A 20449-nucleotide genomic window follows, 5' to 3' on the forward strand; every position below is an offset into this window, starting at 1 on the left:
CCCGTCGGCTGTGCCGTCGGGGTGCTTGCGGAGATGCTCACTTCAGGCGCTCCCAGTAGCTCGGGCCGATCGGCTCGTCGAAGTCGTGCCGGGCGACGAGGTACCCCTCGTCGTCCACTGCGATGGGCAGCTGCGGCAGCGGGCGCTTCGCCGGGCCGAAGACCACCTTGGCCTGGTCCGTGATGTCGAAGGTCGACTGGTGGCAGGGGCAGAGGAGATGGTGCGTCTGCTGCTCGTACAGAGCGACAGGGCAACCGACGTGGGTGCAGATCTTGGAGTAGGCGACGATGCCGTCGTACGACCAGTCCTTGCGGTCCGCCGGCTCCTTCAGGAGCGTCGGGTCGAGCCGGACGAGCAGCACGACAGCCTTGGCCTTCTCCTCGTAGAAGTCCGGGGACTCGTTGAGGCCGTGCGGGATGACGTGGAAGACGGAGCCGTTGGTGACGTCGGCCGCCTTGATGGGGGTGTCGCTCGGGTCGATCGCGAGGCGACGTCCCAGGCTGCCGTCGGGCAGCCGGCCGGAGAACTCCTCCGGGGTCTCGCCCCAGAGGGTGTGACGGAACTTGCTGACGTTCCAGTCGCCGCCGAGGTTGCCCACGAGCGGGACCAGGAAGGGCAGCGGTGCGAGCGCCGCCGCGCCGGCGACGGCACCCTTGAGGAGCGGTCGACGCGGGATGCCGGCGTCCTCGACGCCGGCCTTCATCATGTCGGCGGCGACGGCGCGGGTCTCGTCGTCGGAGCGCTGCGGGTGACGCTCCTCGACGTACTCCACGTTCGACATCAGGGTCTTGGCCCAGTAGATGGCGCCCACGCCGATGCCGAGCATGCCGATGCCCAGGCCGAGCCCGAGCACCAGGGTGCTCAGACGGACGCTGCCCAGGGTGGAGTCGAGCGGGATCACGAAGTACGCGACCACCGCGGCGACCGAGGCGAGCGCGGAGATCGTGAAGATCAGCGCGACCTGACGCTCCGCGCGCTTGGCGGCCTGCGGGTCGGTGTCCGCGAGCCGTCCGCGGTGCGCCTCGAGGCCCGGGTTCTCGAACGCCTCCGGGTACTGCGCCGCCGGAGGGGCGACGTGCTGTTCAGTGCTCACGAGGACTTCGCTCCAACCCAGACGGCGGCCGCGATGAGCCCGCCGATCCCGATGATCCACACCCACAGGCCCTCGGCCACCGGGCCGAGCGAGCCGAGGGAGATGCCACCCACGGAGGGCTCACGCTGCTCCATGAGGTAGGCGATGATGTCCTGCTTGCCCTGCGGGTCGATGTTGGCCTCGTTGAAGACCGGCATCGACTGCGGGCCCGTGAGCATCGCCTCGTAGATCTCGGTGGGGGTGGAGTCGTAGAGCGCCGGGGCGTACTTGCCCTCGGACAGAGCCCCACCGGCACCGACGGCGTTGTGGCACATGGCGCAGTTCGTGCGGAACAGCGCGAGACCGTTGGCGGGGTCGCCGCCGGCGGGGTCGACCTGCTCGGCCGACGGGATGGCCGGGCCGGGGCCCAGGGAGGCGACGTACGCCGCGACCTGGCTGATCTGCTCGGCGTCGAACTGGGCGGGCTTGGCCTCGGCCTGCGGCGAGTTGTTCGCCATGGGCATGCGGCCGGTGGCCATCTGGAAGTCCACGGAGGCCGCACCGACCCCGATCAGCGACGGCGCGACGTCGGTGCCTTCACCGTCGAGGCCGTGGCAGGTGGAGCAGTTGGCCTCGAACAGCGCCTTGCCGGCCTCCACGTCCTGCGCGTTGCCGCCGGTGGTGGCGGTCGCAGGCTTGGGGGCCAGCACGGCGTACAGCGCGCCGGTCAGGATCAGGGCTAGCAGCAGGAGGACGGCCGGTGCGTACCGGTTCCTCCTGCTGTTGGCGAGTGCCTTCACGATGGGACGTCCTCGTTCGGGTCGGAGGGAAATGAACTTGCGGGGAGAGATGGGGGGACTACTGCACGAGCGCGTAGTCGAGCACGTAGATCACGAAGAACAGACCGATCCACACGACGTCGACGAAGTGCCAGTAGTACGAGGTGACGACGGCGCGGCCGGCCTCGAGGTGGCCGAACCGGCGCGCGGCGAACGAGCTGCCCAGGACGTAGAGGAACGCGATGAGCCCGCCGATCACGTGCAGGGCGTGGAACCCGGTCGTGATGTAGAAGACCGAGCCGTAGGTGCTGTTGGAGATCGTCAGGCCGTGCTGGATGAGCTCGGCGTACTCCGTCACCTGACCGGCGACGAAGACGGAACCCATGACGAAGGTGAGGGTGTACCACTCCTGCATGCCCCACCGGGCGACGTTGAGGAGCGAGCCCGTGCGGCGGGCCTGGAACCGCTCGGCCGCGAACACACCCATCTGGCAGGTCACCGAGCTCAGCACCAGGATCGTGGTGTTGCCCAGCGCGAAAGGGAAGTTCAGGACGCTGGAGTGCTCGGCCCACGCCTCGGGCCCGGCGACAGACCTGTGGGTGAAGTACATGGCGAAGAGACCGGCGAAGAACATCAGCTCGCTGGACAGCCAGACCATGACGCCGACGGAGAGCGTATTCGGTCTGGTGACCGCCACGGGGGCCGAGCTCGGGGCAGCAGTAGTTGACGACACGTTGTCATTATGGCTCAGGTCTGGGCCGTTCTGGCCACTCGCGATGTCGCGAGTCTCACCCGTGGGGCCGCATCCAGCGTAGTTCCGCGGAAAGGTCGTGCTCGACCGACCTTGGTCCCCCCCCGGGGGCCGTGAGCGGTGCGCCCGGATTGTCCGGTTGGCACCTCTCGCGGCCCAGGGCGGGCGCTCTTGCGCCCGGCGTGCGGACGTCGCGAGGCGCCCCTGCCGCCCCGCGACGTCCATGGCCGTGCTGCCGTACTCCTCACAACGGAGGTCGGTCACCAACGGTTCCCGGCCGGAACACCCCCTCGTCCGGCTCCCGGAGCGGTTCCCACCGTCGGCCGTCCGCGGCACTAGCATGTCCTCGAGGGCGGGGCCGCCCGTGCTGCCGGGCCCCTGCCGACGAAACCGACCGGAGAGGCCCTGCGCCTGCTCCGCACCTGCCTGGAGGACCCCGATGACCAGCACCGAGATCGGCCACCCGAACGCGGCGACCGAGGCGGAGACGGTCGATCTGCTGATCTACAGCGACGACATCGACACCCGTCGCGCCGTGATCGAGGCCGTCGGCAGGCGGCCGGGCAAGGGTCTGCCCCTGGTGCGATGGACGGAGTCGGCCACCCATGCGGGGGTGGTCAAGAAGGTGGAGGAGGGCAGCTTCGCACTTCTCGTGCTCGACGGCGAGGCCGCCAAGGTCGGCGGGATGGCCATCTCCCGCCAGCTCAAGAACGAGATCTTCCAGTGCCCGCCGGTGCTCATCCTCACCGCCCGCCCGCAGGACGCGTGGCTGGCCACCTGGGCCGACGCGGACGCCGTCGTCACGGCCCCCTACGACCCGATCGCGCTCCAGGAGGCGGTGGCCGGACTGCTGCGTGCCGGACGGCAGCAGTGACCGCCCCCGTCCAGGACGCCCACGCCGCTCCCAGCTGGCCGGACCTCCTCGCCCGGCTCGTCGCCCACCAGGACCTCACCGCCGAGGAGACCGCGTGGGCGATGGACCAGGTGATGACGGACCAGACCAGCCCGACGGTCCTCGCCGGCTTCCTCGTCGGTCTGGCCACCAAGGGCGAGACGGTCGACGAGCTCCGCGGCCTCGCGGACGCGATGCTCGCGCACGCCCGGCCGATCGACGTCGAGGGTGCCGAGGCCGTCGACATCGTCGGCACGGGCGGCGACCGCCTGCACACGGTGAACATCTCCACCATGGCTTCGCTGGTGATCGCCTCCGCCGGCGTCGGCGTGGTCAAGCACGGCAACCGCGCGTCGAGCTCGTCCTCGGGGTCGGCCGACGTGCTGGAGGCGCTCGGCGTCGACCTCAACCTGCCGATCCCGCGGGTGGAGCAGGTCTACCGCGAGCTGGGCATCACGTTCTGCTTCGCCAACCTCTTCCACCCCTCGATGCGGCACGCGGCCACCACCCGGCGCGAGCTCGGTGTCGGAACGGCGTTCAACGTCCTGGGGCCGCTGACCAACCCGGCACGTCCGCGGGCCGGCGCCATCGGCGTCTCGGACGCCCGCACGGCCCCGCTGGTGGCGGGCGTGCTCGCCGGACGAGGGACGGAGGCCCTGGTCTTCCGTGGCCAGAACGGTCTGGACGAGCTCAGCGCCACCGCGCTGAACGAGGTCTGGGAGGTGCATGACGGCACCGTCACGGAGCACACCCTCGACGCCGTCGCCGAGCTCGGGCTCGCGCCGGCCACCGTCGCGGAGCTGCGGGGCCAGGACGCCCAGTACAACGCCGGGGTGGCCCGCCGCGTGCTCGCGGGGGAGCCGGGGCCGGTGCGCGAGGCCGTCCTGCTCAACGCCGCCGGCGCGTTCGTCGCCCACGGGTCGCTGCCCGGGACCACGCCGGGCAGCGGGAGCCTCGTCGAGCGCCTGCGGGCCGGGATCGAGCACGCCGCGCGCGCCGTGGACACGGGGGCGGCGACCGAGCTCCTCGAGCGCTGGGTGAAGCTGACGCGGTAGCCCGCGCGCCTCAGCCCTACGCTCACGCGCCCGTGCCGCACACCGGCACGGGCGCGTCGCCGTGTCAGTCGAGCCCGATGTGGAAGGCCTGCTCCAGGTCGTGCCGGGAGTAGGCCTGGAACGCGATGTACGTCTGGGTGCGCAGCACGCCCTCGACCTTGCCCAGCTTGTCGGCGACCACGGAGGCGAGGTCCTCGTGCTCGCGGACGCGGGCCAGGGCGATGAGGTCGATGTCGCCCGTGACCGAGTAGACCTCGCTGATGCCGTCCAGCTCGGCCACCTCCTGGGCGACCTCCGGGATCCGGGACGCGTCGGCGTCGATGAGCACGATGGCAGTCAGCATGGTGGTCTCCTAGCGGGTGCGGTGTACGCCGCCCGCGCGCGCACCGGCGCGCGGGCGGACCGGGACGGTCCCCATCATCCTCTGCCCGGCACCTGGTGTCGTGCAGCGCCGCGCACCGGGCAAGCCAGAGGCACCGGTCCCTCCTCCAGGCTGACCAGCCGCACCCCCGGCCGCTCGAGCCAGCCGGCGACGAGCTCGGTCTCCTCGACGGGAGCGGCGCCGCACGCGGTGGTGGGCGGGGGAACCGTCTCCCCGCCGGCGCGCAGGGAGCCGACGACGGCCATGGGGTCCGCACCCCTGGGACTGACGGCGGTGCCGGCGAGACGTCCGTACCGCACCAGCACGATCTCCCAGCCACCCTCGTCCCGGCGCCGGGCGGCCACGATCTCCGGGGCCGAGACGAGCGGCCGGAGCCGCTCGGCACGCCGGGCACCCTGCAGCAGCGAGGAGAGCCGGTCGCGCTGGGTGGCCGCCTCCTCGTAGCGCTGCTGCTCGGCGAGCGCCCGGATCCTCCCGCGCAGCGCGTCGACGGCGGCGTCCACGTCCGCCCGTAGCGCCCGCCGCGTGGTGGCGATGGCGACGGAGTACCGGGCGCCGTCCTGACCGCCCACGCAGGGCGCCCCGCACCGCGCCATCTCGGCGAGGACGCAGGCGCCGGCGTCAGGACGCGGGGTCGCGGGAAGTCGCGGCGTGCACCGGCGGACGGGTGAGATCTCCTGCAGGGCCTCCATCGCGGCCTCGGCCGCGCTGCGTGAGGTGAACGGGCCCAGGGCCTCGCCCAGCATGGCTGCCGGCAGGCGGCGCACGACGCTCAGCCGGGGGAACGCCTCGTCCGTCAGCCGCAGCCACGGGCGCCGGTCGGGGCGCCTGGAGCGACGGTTGTAGGGAGGGTCGATCTCTGCGATCAGGCGGAGCTCGCGCACCTGCGCCTCGAGGGCGGTGGCGCACGGGACCGGGCGCACCGCCACCGCGATGTCCAGCATCTCGCCGATACGGGCGCGCTTCTCCGCGGCCGTGAAGTACTGCCGGACCCGACGGCGCAGGTTCACGGCGGTCCCGACGTAGAGCACCTCGTTCGCGGGTCCGAGGAACTGGTAGACGCCGGGGCCCTCCGGCAGGCCGTCGGCCATCGACGCCTTGCGGCGCCGGCGCTGCGGCACGGGGTCGGCGGCCGTGCGCAGGTCCTCGAGGTGGGTGACCCCGAGCGGCGCCATGCGCCCGAGCAGGGCGTGCAGCACGTCGACGGTCGCGCGGGCGTCGTGCAGCGCCCGGTGGTCGGGCGCGACCTCGGCGGAGAACAGGGCGGCGAGCGTCCCGAGCTTGTGGTTGGGCGCCTCGTCCCGGGTGACCACGCGACGGGCGAGCGCCACGGTGTCGACCACCTGGGGACGCGGCCAGTCCAGGTCCATGCGCTCGGCCGCGTGCTTGAGGAACCCGACGTCGAACCGGGCGTTGTGGGCCACCAGCACCGTGCCGGTGCCGAACCCGGCGAACTCGAGGAAGGACGGAAGGACCTCCTCGATGCGCGGGGCCGCGACCACCATGGCGTTCGTGATGCCGGTCAGGACGGTGATCATCGGCGGGATCGCCAGCCCGGGGTTGACCAGCGTCTGGAACTCGCCGAGGACCTCCCCGCCGCGCACCTTCACCGCGCCGATCTCGGTGATCTCCGCGCTCGTCGGCGAGCCGCCCGTGGTCTCGAGGTCGACGACGACGAACGTCACCTCGTGCAGGGGAGTGCCGATCTGGTCCAGCCCCAGCTGGACCGGGGTGCCGCGCCCGTCCGCGGCACGGGTGGCGTCGTCGAGCTGGAGCCGTCGCCCCGGGGCGACGTCGAGAAGGGCGGTGGGCATGGCGGTCACGCTACGTCCGGGCACTGACACGGCCCGTCGCGACCCGCCGCGCGCCCGCGCTCGCGCCGCCGGGCGTGCGCCCTCACACCATCGGACGTGCGCCCTCGCACCACCGGGCGTGCCGCGGGCCCGCCACCCACGAGGGGCGGCGGGCCCGCGGCACGCCCGGTGCGGCGTCGTCAGGCGGACGGCGCCCCGGCCGCGCGCGTGGCGGCGGCGTCGGCGTAGAAGTCGTCGATCGTGCCGGTGAAGTCCTTGAGCACCACGTTCCGCTTCACCTTCAACGACGGCGTCAGGTAGCCGTTCTCGACGGTGAAGTCCATGTCGAGCACGTGGAAGGCTCGGATCTGCTCGGCCCGCGAGACCTTCGTGTTGGCCCGGTCGACCGCCATCTGGAGGTGCTCGCGGACGAACGGGTCCCGGGCCGCCTGCTCGACGGTGAGGGGCTCCTTGCCGTGGTTGCTCAGCCAGCCGGGCAGCATCTCCGCGTCGAGCGTGACGAGGGCCCCGATGAACGGCCGCTGGTCCCCGACCACCACGCACTGCGAGACCAGCGGGTGGGCGCGGATGGAGTCCTCGAGCGGCGCCGGCGCGACGTTCTTGCCGCCCGCGGTGACGATGATCTCCTTCTTCCTGCCCGTGATGCGCAGGTAGCCGTCCTCGTCCATCGACCCGAGGTCGCCCGTGCGGAACCAGCCGTCGTCGAAGGCCTCGGCCGTCGCCTGCGGGTTGTTGTGGTACCCGCGGAAGACCGGGATGCCCCTGGCGAGGATCTCGCCGTCGGCGGAGATGCGGACCGAGGTGCCGGGCAGCGGCGGACCGACCGTCCCGATCTTGATCTTCTCGGGCCGGTTGACGTTGGTCGGCGCGGTGGTCTCGGTGAGCCCGTACCCCTCCAGCACGACGAGGCCGACGCCGCGGTAGAAGTGTCCGAGCCGCTCACCGAGCGGCGCGCCGCCGGAGACGGCGTACTCCGCCTGGCCGCCCAGCGCCTCGCGGATCTTGGACAGCACGAGCTTGTCGGCCACCCGGTGCTGGACCTTCAGCGCCGCGGAGGGGCCCTGCGGCGTGTCGAGCGCCCGGGACCACGTGATGGCGACCTTGGCCGCCCAGCGGAAGATCTTCGTCTTCACCCCGCCGCCCGTGCGCTGCTCCACGCCGTTGTAGACCTTCTCCCACACCCGCGGCACGGAGAGGATGAACGTCGGCCGGAAGGTGGCGAAGTCGGCGACGGCCTGCTTGGTGTCGGGCGTGTGACCCAGCGGCTTGCCCGCGAGGAGCACCAGGACCTCGACGAAGCGGGCGAAGACGTGCGCCAGCGGGATGAACAGCAGGGACCGGGCGTTCGCGGGCTGCAGCACGACGCCCAGCGCGTCGATGGCCTCGAGGCTGAGCTCCACGAAGTTGCCGTGGGTCAGCTCGGCGCCCTTCGGCCGGCCGGTGGTGCCTGAGGTGTAGATGATGGTGGCGAGGTCGGCGAGCCCGACGCCTGCGCGGCGGGCCTCGAGCTCGTCGTCGGGCACGTCGCGGCCCAGCTCGGCGAGGGTGTCGAGGGCGCCGCCCTCGATCTCCCAGACGTCCCGCAGCACGGGCAGCCCGCCGTCGAGCTCCCGGGCGGCCGCGATCGTCGCGGCGTTCTCGGCGTTCTCGACGACGGCGACCACGCAGGCGGAGTCGGAGAGGATCCAGTGCGCCTGCTCGGCGGAGCTGGACTCGTACACGGGGACGGGGACCGCGCCGGCGTGCCAGGCGGCGAGGTCCATGAGCGTCCACTCCAGCCGGGTGCGGGACATGATGGCCACGCGGTCGCCGGGGCCGACCCCCGCGGCGACGAGTCCCTTCGCGATCTCCTCGACGCGCGCGAGGGTCCACGTCGCGTCGTACCTCACCCACTCGTCGCCGACCTTCTGCTCGTAGAGCACCTGGTCCGGCCGGAGGCGGGCGTGGTCCACCAGGTAGTCGGTGATGCTCCGGCCCGGGTCGACCTGGACCCGGCGCGGGGTGGTGAATTCGTCCATGCTGTCTCCATCGGCAGTGGGGGCGTCCGTGGGGGTCACAGTATCGGCCGGAGCCTGTCGGCGGCGTGCCTCTCGCGGAGAACACGCCGGAGGCGCAAGGATGCCACCCGGGACTTTTGACGAACGAGGTGGAACTTATGCTGACAATCGGCGTTGACATCGGCGGGACGAAGATCGCCGCGGGCGTCGTGGACGAGGACGGGCGGCTGCTGGCCACGGCCACGTTCCCCACCGACCCCACGGACCCCCGGGCGATCGAGCTCGCGGTGATCACCGCGGTGGCGCAGCTGCGCGAGGGTCGAGAGATCGCCGGCGTGGGGGTCGCGGCCGCGGGCTACATCAGCCCGCGCCGGGACGGCGTGGTGTTCGCCCCCAACATCGCCTGGCGCGACTACCCGCTGCGCGACCGGCTGTCGGCCGGGATCGACCTGCCGATCGTCATCGAGAACGACGCCAACGCGGCGGGCTGGGCCGAGTTCCGCTTCGGCAGCGGCCGGCACGTCGAGAACATGGTCATGCTCACGGTGGGCACCGGGCTGGGCGGCGCCATCGTCGCCGACGGCCGTCTGCTGCGCGGGGCGTTCGGGGCCGCGGGGGAGATCGGCCACATGGAGATGGTGCCCCGCGGGCACTACTGCGGGTGCGGGCACGAGGGCTGCTGGGAGATGTACGCGTCGGGCCGGGCGCTCGCGCGGGCCGCCCGCAACGCAGCTGTGGCGTACCCCGACCGGGCGCACGCCCTGGTCGAGGCGGCCGGCGGCCCGGGCCAGAAGATCAAGGGCACCCACGTCACCGAGGCCGCCATGGCGGGCGACCCGCTCGCCGTCGAGCTCCTCGCGTCCCTCGGCACGTGGCTGGGGGCCGGCATCTCGGACCTGGCCGCCATCGTGGACCCCGAGCTCGCCGTCGTGGGCGGCGGCGTCGTCGGCGCGGGCGAGCTCCTGATGGGGCCGACGCGGGAGTCCTTCCGCCGCAACCTCACCGCCCGCGGGTTCCGGGGCGAGCTGCGCATCGAGCCTGCAGAGCTGGGCAACGAGGCGGGCATGGTGGGCGCGGCCGACCTCGCCCGGCACTAGGGCCCCGGACGGCGGCGCGTCCTCGGACGACCGCGCTCAGACGACCGCGCCGTCCCCGGGGCCGCGGTCGTCCGGGCCGGCGGGCATGCGCCACAGGAGCAGCGCGATGCCCCCGAGCAGCGTGACGGCGAGAGTGGTGACGAGCCAGTCGGGAAGAGGCCGGTACAGCACGAACAGCAGCAGGCCGACCACGAGCGAGCCGACGGTGGCCACCCAGCCCAGCGCGAGCGCCGGGTCGGCGTGGGAGAAGGGGTCGGGGTCCGGCGGGACGAAGCCGTCGATCCCCGAGGACGGGTCCTCCTCGTCCCCCTCGGTCTCCGGCGCCGGCTCGTAGTCCCTCGGGCCGGGCGAGGGCGCGAGGTGCGCAGTCTGCGGCTCGGGCGGCCCGGCCCCCTCGTCCGAGAGCTCCCGCAGCTCCTCGTCGGTCGGCACGTGCAGCTCGCCCAGATCAGCCGTGAGCTCGGCCCAGCGCTCGGCGACGGTCGCGTCGTCGAGCGGCTCGTCGCTGTCGGTGCCGCCGTCACGAGTGGGTCCGGCCATGGCATGCACTCTAGAGTGAGTCCGTGTTCTACCGGTTGATGAAGGCCACCCTCGGGACGATCCTGCGGGTCTTCTACCAACCGTGGATCCGGGGCGCGGAGAACATCCCCACGACCGGTCCCGCCATTCTCGCGTCGAACCACCTCGCCGTGATCGACTCCTTCTTCCTGCCGCTGATGATCTCCCGGGAGGTCGTGTTCCTCGGCAAGCAGGACTACTTCACCGGCAAGGGCCTCAAGGGGCGCTTCGTCGCCGCCTTCATGCGCGGCGTCGGCACCATCCCGGTGGACCGCGCCGGCGGCAAGGCATCCGAGGCCGCCCTGCAGACCGGTCTGCGACGCCTGCGGGAGGGCGGGCTCTTCGGCATCTACCCGGAGGGTACCCGCAGCCCGGACGGGCGCCTGTACCGCGGCAAGACCGGGGTGGCCCGCCTCGCGCTCGAGTCCGGGGCGCCCGTGGTGCCGGTCGCCATGATCGGCACGAACATCGCCCAGCCCATCGGTACACGCATCCCCAAGATGCACCGCATCGGCGTCGTCGTCGGCCGGCCCCTCGACTTCTCGCGCTACCGGGGCCTCGAGAACGACCGGTTCGTGCTGCGGGCCATCACGGACGAGATCATGTACGAGCTGATGCGGCTGTCGGGCCAGGAGTACGTCGACGTCTACGCGGCCAGTGTGAAGAACCGGCTCGCCGCCGCGAAGAAGGACGCCGCGGGCACCGAGCTGCCGGCGGGCGCCGGCGCACCGGGCGGCCGGCCCGTCCCGGACACCCAGGTCCCCACGCCCACCCCCGCGGACAGCGGCCCACCCACGAACGAGGACACCCGTCCCGACGGCGGACGGGACGGGTCCGGCCGCCGTGCGGCGGCGTCGGAGGTCACCGCACCGGACCCGGCGTCCCGGGGCGGCGCCGGCCCGCCAGCCTAGGATGATCCCGGGCCCGCGGCGCGCCGCTGGCCCCAGCCGTGCGCCGTCGGCCCCGGCACCCCAGCACCAGTACTACGGAAGGTTCTTGATGACGGTCCGTCGCGTCGCCCTGCTCACCGCCGGGGGCTTCGCCCCCTGCCTGTCCTCCGCTGTCGGCGGACTGATCGAGCGCTACAACGAGATCTCGCCCGAGGTGGAGATCATCGCCTACCAGAACGGCTACCACGGGCTGCTGACCGGCACGAAGGTCGTCGTCGACGACGAGGCCCGCAAGCACGCCGGCATCCTGCACCGCTTCGGCGGCAGCCCCATCGGCAACTCCCGCGTCAAGCTCACCAACGCCAAGAACCTGGTGGAGCGCGGGCTCGTGCAGGAGGGTGAGAACCCGCTCGCCGTGGCTGCCGAGCAGCTGCGTGCGGACGGGGTGGACGTGCTGCACACGATCGGCGGCGACGACACCAACACCACCGCGGCCGACCTCGCCCAGTACCTGGAGGAGAACGGCTACCACCTGACGGTCGTGGGCCTGCCGAAGACCATCGACAACGACATCGTCCCCATCCGCCAGTCCCTGGGCGCGTGGACGGCGGCGGAGCAGGCCAGCGAGTTCGCGCAGAACATCATCGGCGAGCACCGCGTCAGCCCCCGGATGCTCATCGTCCACGAGGTCATGGGCCGGCACTGCGGCTGGCTCACCGCGGCCGCGGCCCGGTCCTACCGCGCCTGGCTCGACACCCAGGAGTGGGTGCCCAGCATCGGCCTCAGCCGTGAGCGGTGGGACATCCACGCCGTGTTCCTGCCGGAGGCGAAGATCGACATCGAGGGCGAGGCCCGCCGGCTCCGCGGCGTGATGGACGAGCTCGGCAACGTCAACATCTTCCTCTCCGAGGGTGCCGGCGTCCCCGAGATCGTCGCCGAGCTCGAGGCCCGCGGCGAGGAGGTCGAGCGCGACCCCTTCGGCCACGTCAAGCTCGACACCATCAACCCCGGCGCCTGGTTCGCCAAGCAGTTCGCCGAGAAGATCGGCGCCGAGAAGGTCATGGTGCAGAAGAGCGGCTACTTCTCCCGCTCCGCCCGTGCCAACGTCGAGGACCTCCGGCTCATCAAGTCCATGGTCGACCTCGGCGTCGAGTGCGCCCTCAGGGGCGAGTCGGGCGTCATCGGCCACGACGAGGAGGACGGCGACCGCCTCAAGGCGGTCCCGTTCCCGCGGATCGCCGGCGGCAAGGCGTTCGACATCTCCCAGGAGTGGTTCCGCGAGCTCATGGCCGACATCGGCCAGCCGGTCGAGGCGGCGGTCCCGGCGGCGCACTGACGCCGGGGCGGTACGGAGCCGGCGGGCCCTGCCGCCACACCGGACGGTCCTGCGGGGCAAGGGCCCGCAGGACCGACCCCGCCACCGAGCGTGGGCCCGACACCCCGAGCGCTGCTGGCCGGCCGGCAGCGCCCGGGGGGTCGGGACGCGGTCGTGGGGGAGACCGATGCGCGACACCGGACGGCCGTCGCGGGGTGGGGCCCGGAGGGTTCGGTGCCCCGCCGTGCCTCGGGGAGCCGCGGTGGCCGTTTGATGGACGGTGTCCGTCTCACTTCTCGGCGGCACCTATCCTGTCCGGGTGAGTATCGAGGCAACACCGGAGGTCCTCAGCGGTCTCCAGCAGTGGCGGGAGCTCCCCGCGGCGCAGCAGCCCCACTGGCCGGACCCGGAGGAGCTGCGCCACGTGACCGCGCAGCTGCGCGACTTCCCGCCCCTGGTCTTCGCCGGCGAGGCGGACAGCCTGCGCGACAAGCTCGCGATGGCCGCACGCGGCGAGGCGTTCCTGCTGCAGGGCGGCGACTGCGCCGAGACCTTCGCGGAGTCCACCGCTGACCGCATCCGCAACAAGATCCAGACGATCCTGCAGATGGCTGCGGTGCTCACCTACGGCGCCAGCCTGCCGGTCATCAAGATGGGCCGGATGGCGGGGCAGTACGCCAAGCCGCGCAGCTCCGACAACGAGACCCGCGACGGCGTCACGCTGCCGGCCTACCGGGGCGACGCGGTCAACGGCCACCCGTTCACCGAGGCCGACCGCATCCCCGACCCGCGGCGCCTCCTCGGGGCCTACCAGCGCTCGGCGACCACGATCAACCTCGTGCGCGCGTTCACCAACGGCGGCTTCGCCGACCTGCGCCGGGTGCACCAGTGGAACCGCGGCTTCACCGCCAACCCGGCGTACGCCCGCTACGAGGTGCTCGCCGCCGAGATCGACCGCGCCATGCGCTTCATGCGCGCCGCCGGCGTCGACTTCGAGGCTCTGCGGACCGTCGACTTCTACACCTCGCACGAGGCGCTGCTGCTCGAGTACGAGGCGGCGATGACCCGCATCGACTCCCGCACGGGCGACCCGTACAACACCTCCGCGCACTTCCTCTGGATCGGCGAGCGCACCCGCCAGGTCGACGGCGCCCACGTGGACCTGCTCTCCCGCGTGCGCAACCCGATCGGCGTCAAGCTCGGCCCCACGACGACGGGCGAGGACGCGCTCACCCTCATGGACAGGCTCAACCCCGACGGCGAGCCCGGGCGCATCACCTTCATCACCCGGATGGGCGCCGGCAAGATCCGGGACGTCCTTCCCGGTCTGGTGGAGCGGGTGACCTCCGACGGGCGCCCCGTCACGTGGGTGTGCGACCCGATGCACGGCAACACCATCACGTCGCCGTCCGGGTACAAGACCCGCGAGTTCGCGACCGTCCTGGACGAGGTGCACGGGTTCTTCGAGGTGCACCAGGCGCTCGGCACCGTGCCGGGCGGGCTGCACGTCGAGCTCACCGGCGACGACGTCACCGAGGTGCTCGGCGGCAGCGAGGAGGTCGACGACGCCGCGCTGGCACGCCGGTACGAGACGCTCGTCGACCCGCGGCTGAACCACCAGCAGTCGCTGGAGATGGCCTTCGACGTGGCCGAGATGCTGCGCGGCCACTGAGGCCTCGCCAGGGACGACGACGGCAGCCGCAGGGGGAACGGTGGATCACGACGGCGGGCGCCACGGGCACAGCATGGGCGAGGGCATGGCGCCGGTCCCGCGCCTGCCCGCCGACCGCTTCCTGCCGCCCGGCCAGCGCCTGGTCGCCGAGGCGCCGGTCATGCACTACGGGCCGGTCCCGCGCCGTCGTCCTGAGCGCTGGCGCCTCACGGTGGGCGGCGCGACGGCGGACGGCGCCGAGCACGCGCTGACCTTCGAGCAGGTGCTCGGCCTGACCCCGCTGGAGGTCGTGGCCGACCTGCACTGCGCGACGGGCTGGTCGGCGGTGGACGAGCGCTGGTCCGGCGTGGCGGCCCGCGACGTCGTCGAGCTCGCGCCGCCGCGCACGGACGTCGAGCACGTCCTGGTCTTCGCCGAGTACGGCTACGCGGCGACGGTGCGGCTGGAGGACCTCGTCTCGCCCCGTGCCGTGCTCGCGACCCACCGCCGCGGCGAGCCGCTCAGCGACGAGCGCGGCGGACCGCTGCGGCTGATCCTGCCCCACCTGTACTCCTGGAAGGGGCCCAAGTGGGTGCGCGGCTGGAACTACCTCACCGAGGTCCAGCGGGGGTTCTGGGAGGAACGCGGCTACCACCTGCGCGGTGACGCCTGGCGCGAGGAGCGGTACTCGTACCAGGAGTGAGTCAGACGACGGTCAGCGTGATGACGCTGCCGCGGGGGAGCCTGGAGCCCGGTTCCGGGTCCTGGGCCCGCACGGTGCCGAAGAAGCCGCCGAGCACCTCCTTGACGTCGACCCGGAAGCCGGCGCCCTCCAGCGACTGCGTGGCCTCGTCGACCTGACGGCCGACGACGTCGGGCACCTCGAACAGCTCGGGGCCGAGGGAGACGGTGAGGTCGACCGCGTCACCGCGGTAGAGCTGGCCGGCGCCGGCCGCGGGGTCCTGGGAGATGACGGCGCCCTCGGGGACGGTGTCGGAGTGCGCCTCAGCGACCTCGCCGACGGTGAGCCCGGCCGACTCGAGGGCGGCGACCGCATCCCCCTTCTGGCGGCCGGTCACGTCCGGCAGCTCCACCGGCTCCCGGCCCGCGGAGACGACGAGGTCGACCGGGGTGTCGTGCGGCACCGACTCGCCGGCGGCGGGCGACGAGGAGATGACCGCCCCGGCAGGCACGGTGTCGTGGTACTCCTCGCCGGTCTCGCCGACCTGGAGCCCCTCGGCCCCGATCGCCTCCGTCGCCGCGGCGACGTCGGAGCCCGCGACCTCGGGCACGGTGAGCATCAGCACCCCGAGGGAGACCGAGATGCGGACCTGCCCGCTCTTGTGGACGTCGACGCCGGGCCCCGGGTCGGTGGAGATGACCTGGCCGGCGGCGACGTCGTCGTGGTGCGTCCGGCTCACGACCGGCTCGAGGCCGGCCTCCCGGACCTGGGCGACGGCCGCGTCCTCCTCGAGGCCGACCACCGCCGGCGTGGCGACCGTGGCGCCCGGGCCGACCTGGAACCACCACAGCGCACCGGCACCGGTGACCAGCACCAGCGCCAGAAGCACCGCCAGCACGCGGGGCCAGGCACGGCGACGAGGCGGGGGCTGTGCCGGCGACGCGGGCTCGGTGCGGGTGATGGCGCCGATCGGCAGGGCGATGGTGCCGGCCGTGGGGGCGACCGTGGTCAGGGCCGTGTCGGTGCCGGGCCGGGTGGCGTCGTCGTGGTCGTGGTGCCGGTCGTCACGCGCCGCTCCGGTCACGGTCTCGCCCGGGGAGGGCGCGACGGCGGCGCGGCGGGAGAGCGTGGCGGGATCGAGCGCGGCGGCGCAGCGCCTGACCAGGGTCAGCGCGGCGGCCGCGTCCTCGGGGCGTTCGTCGAGCTCGCGTGCGGTCAGCGCCGCGACGAGCTCGTCGACCTCCTTGGGGAGCCACGGGACGACGGCGGAGGGCGCCGGCACCCGGCCGTTGACGTGCTGGAAGGCGACCCGGATCGGGGCCTCACCGGTGAAGGGCTGGCGTCCGGTGACCAGCTCGTACAGCAGCACACCCACCGCGTAGACGTCGGCCCTCGGGTCGGCGCGGCCCTCGGTGACGATCTCGGGCGCCAGGTAGGCGACGGTGCCCAGCACCGTGCCGGTCGACGCGGCCGTCGCCTCGGTGACGGCCCGGGCGAGCCCGAAGTCGGCGACCTTGGCGCGGCCCTCCGGCGTCAGCAGGACGTTCTCCGGCTTGATGTCGCGGTGCACCAGTCCCGCCCGGTGGGCGGCGGCCAGCGCGTCGAGCACCTGGTCGGTGAGCGAGAGCGCCTCGCCGAGCGGGAGGGCACCGTCACGACGCAGCAGCGTGCGCAGGTTGGGCCCGTCGACGTACTCCATCGTCAGGTAGCTGGCCTCGCCCGCGAGGCCCTGGTCGTGCACCGCGACGACGCCGGGGTGCGTGAGTCGGGCGGCGGCGCGCGCCTCACGCCGGAACCGGGCGACGAAGTCGGGGCTCTCGGCCAGGTGCGCGTGCATCACCTTCACCGCGACGGTGCGGTCCAGGCGCCGGTCGGTGGCGCGGTACACCGTCGCCATCCCGCCGCGCGCGATGCGGGAGGTCACCTCGTACCGGTCGTCGACCAGGTGGCCGATCATCGGGTCGAGGGTCGCGGCGTCCACGACGTGAGGGTAACCGCCCCGGGTCGGCGCGGGCGGTCGGCATGCCGTATCTCACGCCGGACGGGGTGTGACGACGAGGGCCGGGCCCCGTGGCCCGGCCCTCGTCCCGGCGTCCCGGACGCCTGTGACGACGTCAGAAGCGGTTCATGTGCGCCTTGACGTTCGCGACGTACATCTTGGTGTCGGAGAACATCCCGTTGCGCTTCACCGAGCCGGCGCCCTGGTAGTACCCGGCGATGCCGGTCTCCAGGTCGGGCGCCGTGCGCTGCAGCTGGCGGATGATCGCCACGCCGGCCACCACGTTGTCGTACGGGTCGAGCAGGTTGAGCTTGCGGCCGACCAGGTCGGACGCCCACTCCCCGGAGGACGGGATGACCTGCATCGTGCCGATCGCGTTGGCGGGGGAGACGGAGGCGTGGTTGAAGCCGGACTCCTGGTACGCGTGGGCCTGCGCGAGCGCGGGGTCGACGCCCATCTGGGCGGCGACCTGGGCCACCAGTGCCTGCATGTGCGCCCGCGACGGCACGCCGGTGGCCAGCAGCGTGGCCTTGTTGGCGTTCGCCGAGGCGACGGTGGCCTCCGGGTAGGTCCGGCCGAGGAAGGTGCTCGGCACGAGGGGAGTGGAGGTCGGCGTGGTGGACGGCGTCGCCGCCGCCGTGGAGGGGACCTGGAGCTTCTGGCCCACGTAGATCAGGCCGGACGCGCTCAGGCGGTTCGCGTCGATGACGGCGGAGACGGTCGTGCCCCACTTCTTGGCCAGGCCCGAGACCGTGTCGCCGGAGCGCACGGTGTACGTCCCGGAGGAGGCGCCGGCCGGCGCCGGGCTCGTCGGCGCCGCGGGAGCCGGCGCGGCGGGGGAGGAGGCGGCGGAGCCGGGGAGCACGAGCTTCTGCCCGACGTAGATCAGGCCCGACGCACGCAGGTTGTTCGCGCCGATGATCGCGCTGACAGTGGTGCCGTACTTCTTCGCCAGGCCCGAGACGGTCTCCCCGGCACGGACGGTGTGGCTGCGCGTCGCGACGGCGACGGGGGCCGGGGCCGGGGCCGTCGGGACGGCGGTGGCACCCGGGGCGGAGGAGCTGGGCAGCGCGGCCACGCCCGAGAACGTCAGTCGCTGACCCACGTAGATGCGGTCCGGGGAGGACAGGCCGTTCGCCCGGACGACGGCGGACACGGTCGTGCCGTACCTCTTCGCCAGCTCGGAGACGGTCTCGCCGGCGGCGACCGTGTGGGTGACGGTCGCACCCGCCGTGCTCGCCACGCTGACCGCGGGGCGCGCGCTGGGGGCCGCCGCGGAGGGGATCTTCAGCATCTGCCCGACGCGGATGAGCGCGCGGGAGTCGAGGTTGTTCGCGCGGACGATCGCGCTCACCGAGGACCCGGTGCGGGCGGCGATGTGGGAGACGGTGTCGCCCGACTGCACCCGGTAGGTCATCGTCGGCGTCGACGTGCGGGCCTGCGGGGCGAGCGCGGTGGCACCGACCGTGGCGCCGTGCACGCCGGCGCCGGTCGGGACCGGGGCCGCCTGCGCCGTGGCGGCCGGGACCGCGACGCCGACGGCGGTCGTCGCGGCGAGGGCCAGACCGATACCGGCCCGTCCCGCGTGGGTGCGGGCAGTGGTGCGAGAGGCGTTCTCGACCTTCGACATCGATCCTCCAAGGAACGTGCACAGGGGGACACCGGCTCGCAGACGCCCGAGTCCCGTTGTCCGGGGCTTCTCGTGTGAACTGTGTTGTCGGTGGTGCACATGTGACTGATGAAACGAGTGTGACACTAGCGACTAGTGTGGCGTGTCGACAACCGCTTGTCCGAATATCCGAATAGGCTCCTCCCGTGAGCGTCGTGCCTGAGGAGCCTGCCCGTTGGTACTCCGTGCCCGAGGTGGCCGAGCTGATCGGCATCCGGCTGCGGGACGTGCGCGCGATGCTGCGCGACCACAAGCTGCTGGCGGTGCCCCGTGGACCGAACGACGCCCTGTCGGTGCCGGCCGAGCTCCTGCTCGGCCCGGACGAGCAGGACGGCCCCGGCCCGCTGCCCGCGCTGCGCGGCACACTGATGGTGCTCGCCGACTCCGGCTACGACCCGGAGGAGTCGTTCCGCTGGCTGTACACGCGGCACGACGAGCTCGACGAGACGCCGATCGCCGCCCTGCGCGCGCGCCGCACGCACGCGGTCCGGCGAGCCGCCCAGACGATCGCGTTCTGATCGCGGACTGACCGTCGCACCCCGCCCGCGGTACCGCGGGCGCGGCCGGGCGACGCTCAGGCGGTGCGCCGGGTGAGGGCGTCCGCCAGCTCGCGCAGGAGAGCGTCCGCCCTCGGGGGCAGCGATGCGGCCTCCAGCGCGGCCAGGCCGGCGGCGTGACGCTCCGCGATGAGCCGCTCGTGCGCCTCGACGGCGCCGGTCGCCCGCATGACGTCCTGGAGACGGGCGACCTCGTCGTCGCCCAGGTCCGGAGCGCCGACCCGCTCCTGGACGAACGCCCGGTCGGCCCCGTCCGCCCGTTGCAGGGTCATCGCCAGCAGGACGGTCCGCTTCCCCTCGCGCAGGTCGTCGCCGGCGGGCTTGCCGGTGGTGGAAGGGTCCCCGAAGACGCCGAGCTCGTCGTCGCGCAGCTGGAACGCCTCGCCGAGCGGCAGCCCGACGGCGGAGAGGGCGGCGAGGAGGTCGTCGTCGGCGCCCGCGAGCGCGGCACCCGTCACGAGCGGGTGCTCCACCGAGTACCGCGCCGACTTGTGGCGGACCACCTGCAGCGCGCGGGCGAGCGAGGCCTCGCCGTCGTCCTCCCAGGGCTGGGCCTGGGAGCGGATGTCGAGGTACTGCCCCAGCGCCACCTCGGCCGTCATGGCGTCGTAGATGCGCCGCGCGCGCGGACCTGCCGCCGGGCCGGCCGCCGCCTGCGCGGCATCCATCTCCATCGAGGACAGCGAGAGCAGCAGGTCGCCGAGGACGATGGCGCCGGCCTGGCCGTAGGCGTCGGCGCTGCCCAGCCACCCGCGCTCCGCGTGCTCGCCGGCGAACCGGCGGTGGGCGGCGGGCATGCCGCGGCGGGTGAGGGAGTCGTCCATGACGTCGTCGTGCACGAGCGCCGCCCCCTGGAACAGCTCCAGGGCGCTGCCGGCGAGCACCACCGGCCCTTCCAGCGGTGCCGAGGAGGCGCAGGTCCACCCCGCGCCGCACAGCAGCGCCCGCAGCCGCTTGCCGCCGCCCAGCAGGGACCTGGCCGGGGCGAGGAACTCGCCCAGCGGTGCGCCCACGTCCGCGAAGGGCGTGGTCCGCTCGTCGAGGGCGGCCAGGACGCGCGTCGAGACGGCGTCGCGAAGGTCGGTCAGAACGCTCTGCATGCCCCGACCCTATGCGGACAGGACCGGGTCGGACGTCCGGTCGGGAGTGAGGTTCGCCCGTGCGGCACGCCCGACGGGACGCTGTGCACAGCCGTGGCCTGAACGGTGCTCCGTGCACAGGCAGGGCCGCGGCACTGCCTGTGCACAGGGCGCGGGCGGGCCGGCGCCCGCCTCGGGCTGGATGGCCCC

General features: G+C 73.2%; 18 protein-coding genes. 8 read left to right on the plus strand and 10 right to left on the minus strand.

Translation table 11 applies throughout. The annotated features are described in order from the left end of the window. Nucleotides 1–37 precede the first annotated feature (37 nt). From qcrA to ctaE, 3 genes are read right to left on the minus strand one after another with little or no spacing between them, the layout of a single operon-like run. Nucleotides 38–1093 carry a cytochrome bc1 complex Rieske iron-sulfur subunit gene (gene qcrA, locus ATJ97_RS01580; RefSeq protein ID WP_098482246.1) on the minus strand — a complete coding sequence of 352 codons (1056 nt, stop codon included), beginning with the start codon at nt 1091–1093 and terminating at the stop codon, nt 38–40. Further along, a complete protein-coding gene (qcrC, locus tag ATJ97_RS01585) occupies nt 1090–1872 on the minus strand; it encodes a cytochrome bc1 complex diheme cytochrome c subunit (protein WP_098482247.1) in 783 nt (260 codons plus the stop codon). The genes qcrA and qcrC overlap by 4 nt, the downstream gene beginning before the upstream one ends. A gap of 58 nt (nt 1873–1930) precedes the next feature. Continuing rightward, nucleotides 1931–2584, minus strand: a complete 654-nt coding sequence (gene ctaE / locus ATJ97_RS01590) for an aa3-type cytochrome oxidase subunit III (protein ID WP_245861975.1) — start codon at nt 2582–2584, stop codon at nt 1931–1933. A 457-nt stretch (nt 2585–3041) separates the two neighbouring features. On the opposite strand from ctaE, the gene ATJ97_RS01595 reads away from it, so the two are divergent. Together ATJ97_RS01595 and trpD are read left to right on the plus strand one after the other, a co-directional pair. Continuing rightward, the gene (locus tag ATJ97_RS01595) at nt 3042–3476 is read left to right on the plus strand and encodes a response regulator transcription factor (protein ID WP_098482248.1); all 435 of its coding nucleotides are present in this window, start codon (nt 3042–3044) and stop codon (nt 3474–3476) included. After that, nucleotides 3473–4549 (plus strand): anthranilate phosphoribosyltransferase, encoded by a 1077-nt coding sequence (gene trpD, locus ATJ97_RS01600; protein WP_098482249.1) that lies wholly within the window; start codon nt 3473–3475, stop codon nt 4547–4549. Before ATJ97_RS01595 ends, trpD begins: the two co-directional genes overlap by 4 nt. Before the next feature lie 64 nt (nt 4550–4613). Here the strand turns inward: trpD and ATJ97_RS01605 are convergent, their stop codons facing one another. The 3 genes from ATJ97_RS01605 to ATJ97_RS01615 all read right to left on the minus strand — a co-directional run bounded on the left by ATJ97_RS01605 (nt 4614) and on the right by ATJ97_RS01615 (nt 8763). Then, complete coding sequence (locus tag ATJ97_RS01605; RefSeq protein ID WP_098482250.1) at nt 4614–4892, minus strand: Lrp/AsnC family transcriptional regulator; 279 nt, start codon at nt 4890–4892, stop codon at nt 4614–4616. A gap of 74 nt (nt 4893–4966) precedes the next feature. Then, complete coding sequence (locus tag ATJ97_RS01610) at nt 4967–6745, minus strand: DEDD exonuclease domain-containing protein (protein ID WP_098485133.1); 1779 nt, start codon at nt 6743–6745, stop codon at nt 4967–4969. Nucleotides 6746–6924: 179 nt separating this feature from the next. Continuing rightward, nucleotides 6925–8763 (minus strand): AMP-dependent synthetase/ligase, encoded by a 1839-nt coding sequence (locus ATJ97_RS01615; protein ID WP_098482251.1) that lies wholly within the window; start codon nt 8761–8763, stop codon nt 6925–6927. 137 nt (nt 8764–8900) lie between these two features. On the opposite strand from ATJ97_RS01615, the gene ATJ97_RS01620 reads away from it, so the two are divergent. Beyond that, on the plus strand, nt 8901–9839 hold the full coding sequence (locus ATJ97_RS01620) for an ROK family glucokinase (protein WP_098482252.1): 939 nt from the start codon (nt 8901–8903) through the stop codon (nt 9837–9839). A gap of 36 nt (nt 9840–9875) precedes the next feature. Here the strand turns inward: ATJ97_RS01620 and ATJ97_RS01625 are convergent, their stop codons facing one another. Then, nucleotides 9876–10379, minus strand: a complete 504-nt coding sequence (locus ATJ97_RS01625; RefSeq protein WP_098482253.1) for a hypothetical protein — start codon at nt 10377–10379, stop codon at nt 9876–9878. A 23-nt stretch (nt 10380–10402) separates the two neighbouring features. Here ATJ97_RS01625 and ATJ97_RS01630 point away from each other — a divergent pair, with 23 nt between their 5' ends. From ATJ97_RS01630 to ATJ97_RS01645, 4 genes are all read left to right on the plus strand, one after another. Then, nucleotides 10403–11308 carry a lysophospholipid acyltransferase family protein gene (locus ATJ97_RS01630; protein ID WP_098482254.1) on the plus strand — a complete coding sequence of 302 codons (906 nt, stop codon included), beginning with the start codon at nt 10403–10405 and terminating at the stop codon, nt 11306–11308. Nucleotides 11309–11396: 88 nt separating this feature from the next. After that, nucleotides 11397–12623 (plus strand): pyrophosphate--fructose-6-phosphate 1-phosphotransferase, encoded by a 1227-nt coding sequence (locus ATJ97_RS01635; protein WP_098482255.1) that lies wholly within the window; start codon nt 11397–11399, stop codon nt 12621–12623. 298 nt (nt 12624–12921) lie between these two features. Beyond that, entirely contained in the window at nt 12922–14274 is a 1353-nt protein-coding gene (locus tag ATJ97_RS01640) for a class II 3-deoxy-7-phosphoheptulonate synthase (protein ID WP_098482256.1), read from the plus strand. Between the two features lie 85 nt (nt 14275–14359). Next, on the plus strand, nt 14360–14956 hold the full coding sequence (locus tag ATJ97_RS01645; RefSeq protein ID WP_098485134.1) for a molybdopterin-dependent oxidoreductase: 597 nt from the start codon (nt 14360–14362) through the stop codon (nt 14954–14956). A 1-nt stretch (nt 14957) separates the two neighbouring features. Here ATJ97_RS01645 and pknB read toward each other — a convergent pair whose 3' ends face one another. Together pknB and ATJ97_RS01655 are read right to left on the minus strand one after the other, a co-directional pair. Continuing rightward, a complete protein-coding gene (gene pknB, locus ATJ97_RS01650) occupies nt 14958–16916 on the minus strand; it encodes a Stk1 family PASTA domain-containing Ser/Thr kinase (protein WP_342746847.1) in 1959 nt (652 codons plus the stop codon). 133 nt (nt 16917–17049) lie between these two features. Beyond that, a complete protein-coding gene (locus ATJ97_RS01655; RefSeq protein WP_098482257.1) occupies nt 17050–18564 on the minus strand; it encodes a lytic transglycosylase domain-containing protein in 1515 nt (504 codons plus the stop codon). Nucleotides 18565–18749: 185 nt separating this feature from the next. Here ATJ97_RS01655 and ATJ97_RS01660 point away from each other — a divergent pair, with 185 nt between their 5' ends. Further along, nucleotides 18750–19121 (plus strand): Rv2175c family DNA-binding protein, encoded by a 372-nt coding sequence (locus ATJ97_RS01660; protein ID WP_245861980.1) that lies wholly within the window; start codon nt 18750–18752, stop codon nt 19119–19121. 56 nt (nt 19122–19177) lie between these two features. Here ATJ97_RS01660 and ATJ97_RS01665 read toward each other — a convergent pair whose 3' ends face one another. Beyond that, entirely contained in the window at nt 19178–20260 is a 1083-nt protein-coding gene (locus tag ATJ97_RS01665) for a polyprenyl synthetase family protein (protein ID WP_098482259.1), read from the minus strand. Between the last annotated feature and the right edge of the window lie 189 nt (nt 20261–20449).

The organism is Georgenia soli (assembly GCF_002563695.1).
Taxonomy (GTDB): Bacteria; Actinomycetota; Actinomycetes; order Actinomycetales; family Actinomycetaceae; genus Georgenia; species Georgenia soli.

Coding starts and splice junctions, on each gene's coding strand:
- ATJ97_RS01595 (WP_098482248.1), top strand. CDS start 3,042: ATGACCAGCACCGAGATCGGCCACCCGAACGCGGCGACCGAGGCGGAG.
- ATJ97_RS01610 (WP_098485133.1), bottom strand. CDS start 6,745: ATGCCCACCGCCCTTCTCGACGTCGCCCCGGGGCGACGGCTCCAGCTC.
- ATJ97_RS01635 (WP_098482255.1), top strand. CDS start 11,397: ATGACGGTCCGTCGCGTCGCCCTGCTCACCGCCGGGGGCTTCGCCCCC.
- ATJ97_RS01665 (WP_098482259.1), bottom strand. CDS start 20,260: ATGCAGAGCGTTCTGACCGACCTTCGCGACGCCGTCTCGACGCGCGTC.
- ATJ97_RS01625 (WP_098482253.1), bottom strand. CDS start 10,379: ATGGCCGGACCCACTCGTGACGGCGGCACCGACAGCGACGAGCCGCTC.
- ATJ97_RS01655 (WP_098482257.1), bottom strand. CDS start 18,564: ATGTCGAAGGTCGAGAACGCCTCTCGCACCACTGCCCGCACCCACGCG.
- ATJ97_RS01605 (WP_098482250.1), bottom strand. CDS start 4,892: ATGCTGACTGCCATCGTGCTCATCGACGCCGACGCGTCCCGGATCCCG.
- ATJ97_RS01645 (WP_098485134.1), top strand. CDS start 14,360: ATGGCGCCGGTCCCGCGCCTGCCCGCCGACCGCTTCCTGCCGCCCGGC.
- ATJ97_RS01615 (WP_098482251.1), bottom strand. CDS start 8,763: ATGGACGAATTCACCACCCCGCGCCGGGTCCAGGTCGACCCGGGCCGG.
- ATJ97_RS01620 (WP_098482252.1), top strand. CDS start 8,901: ATGCTGACAATCGGCGTTGACATCGGCGGGACGAAGATCGCCGCGGGC.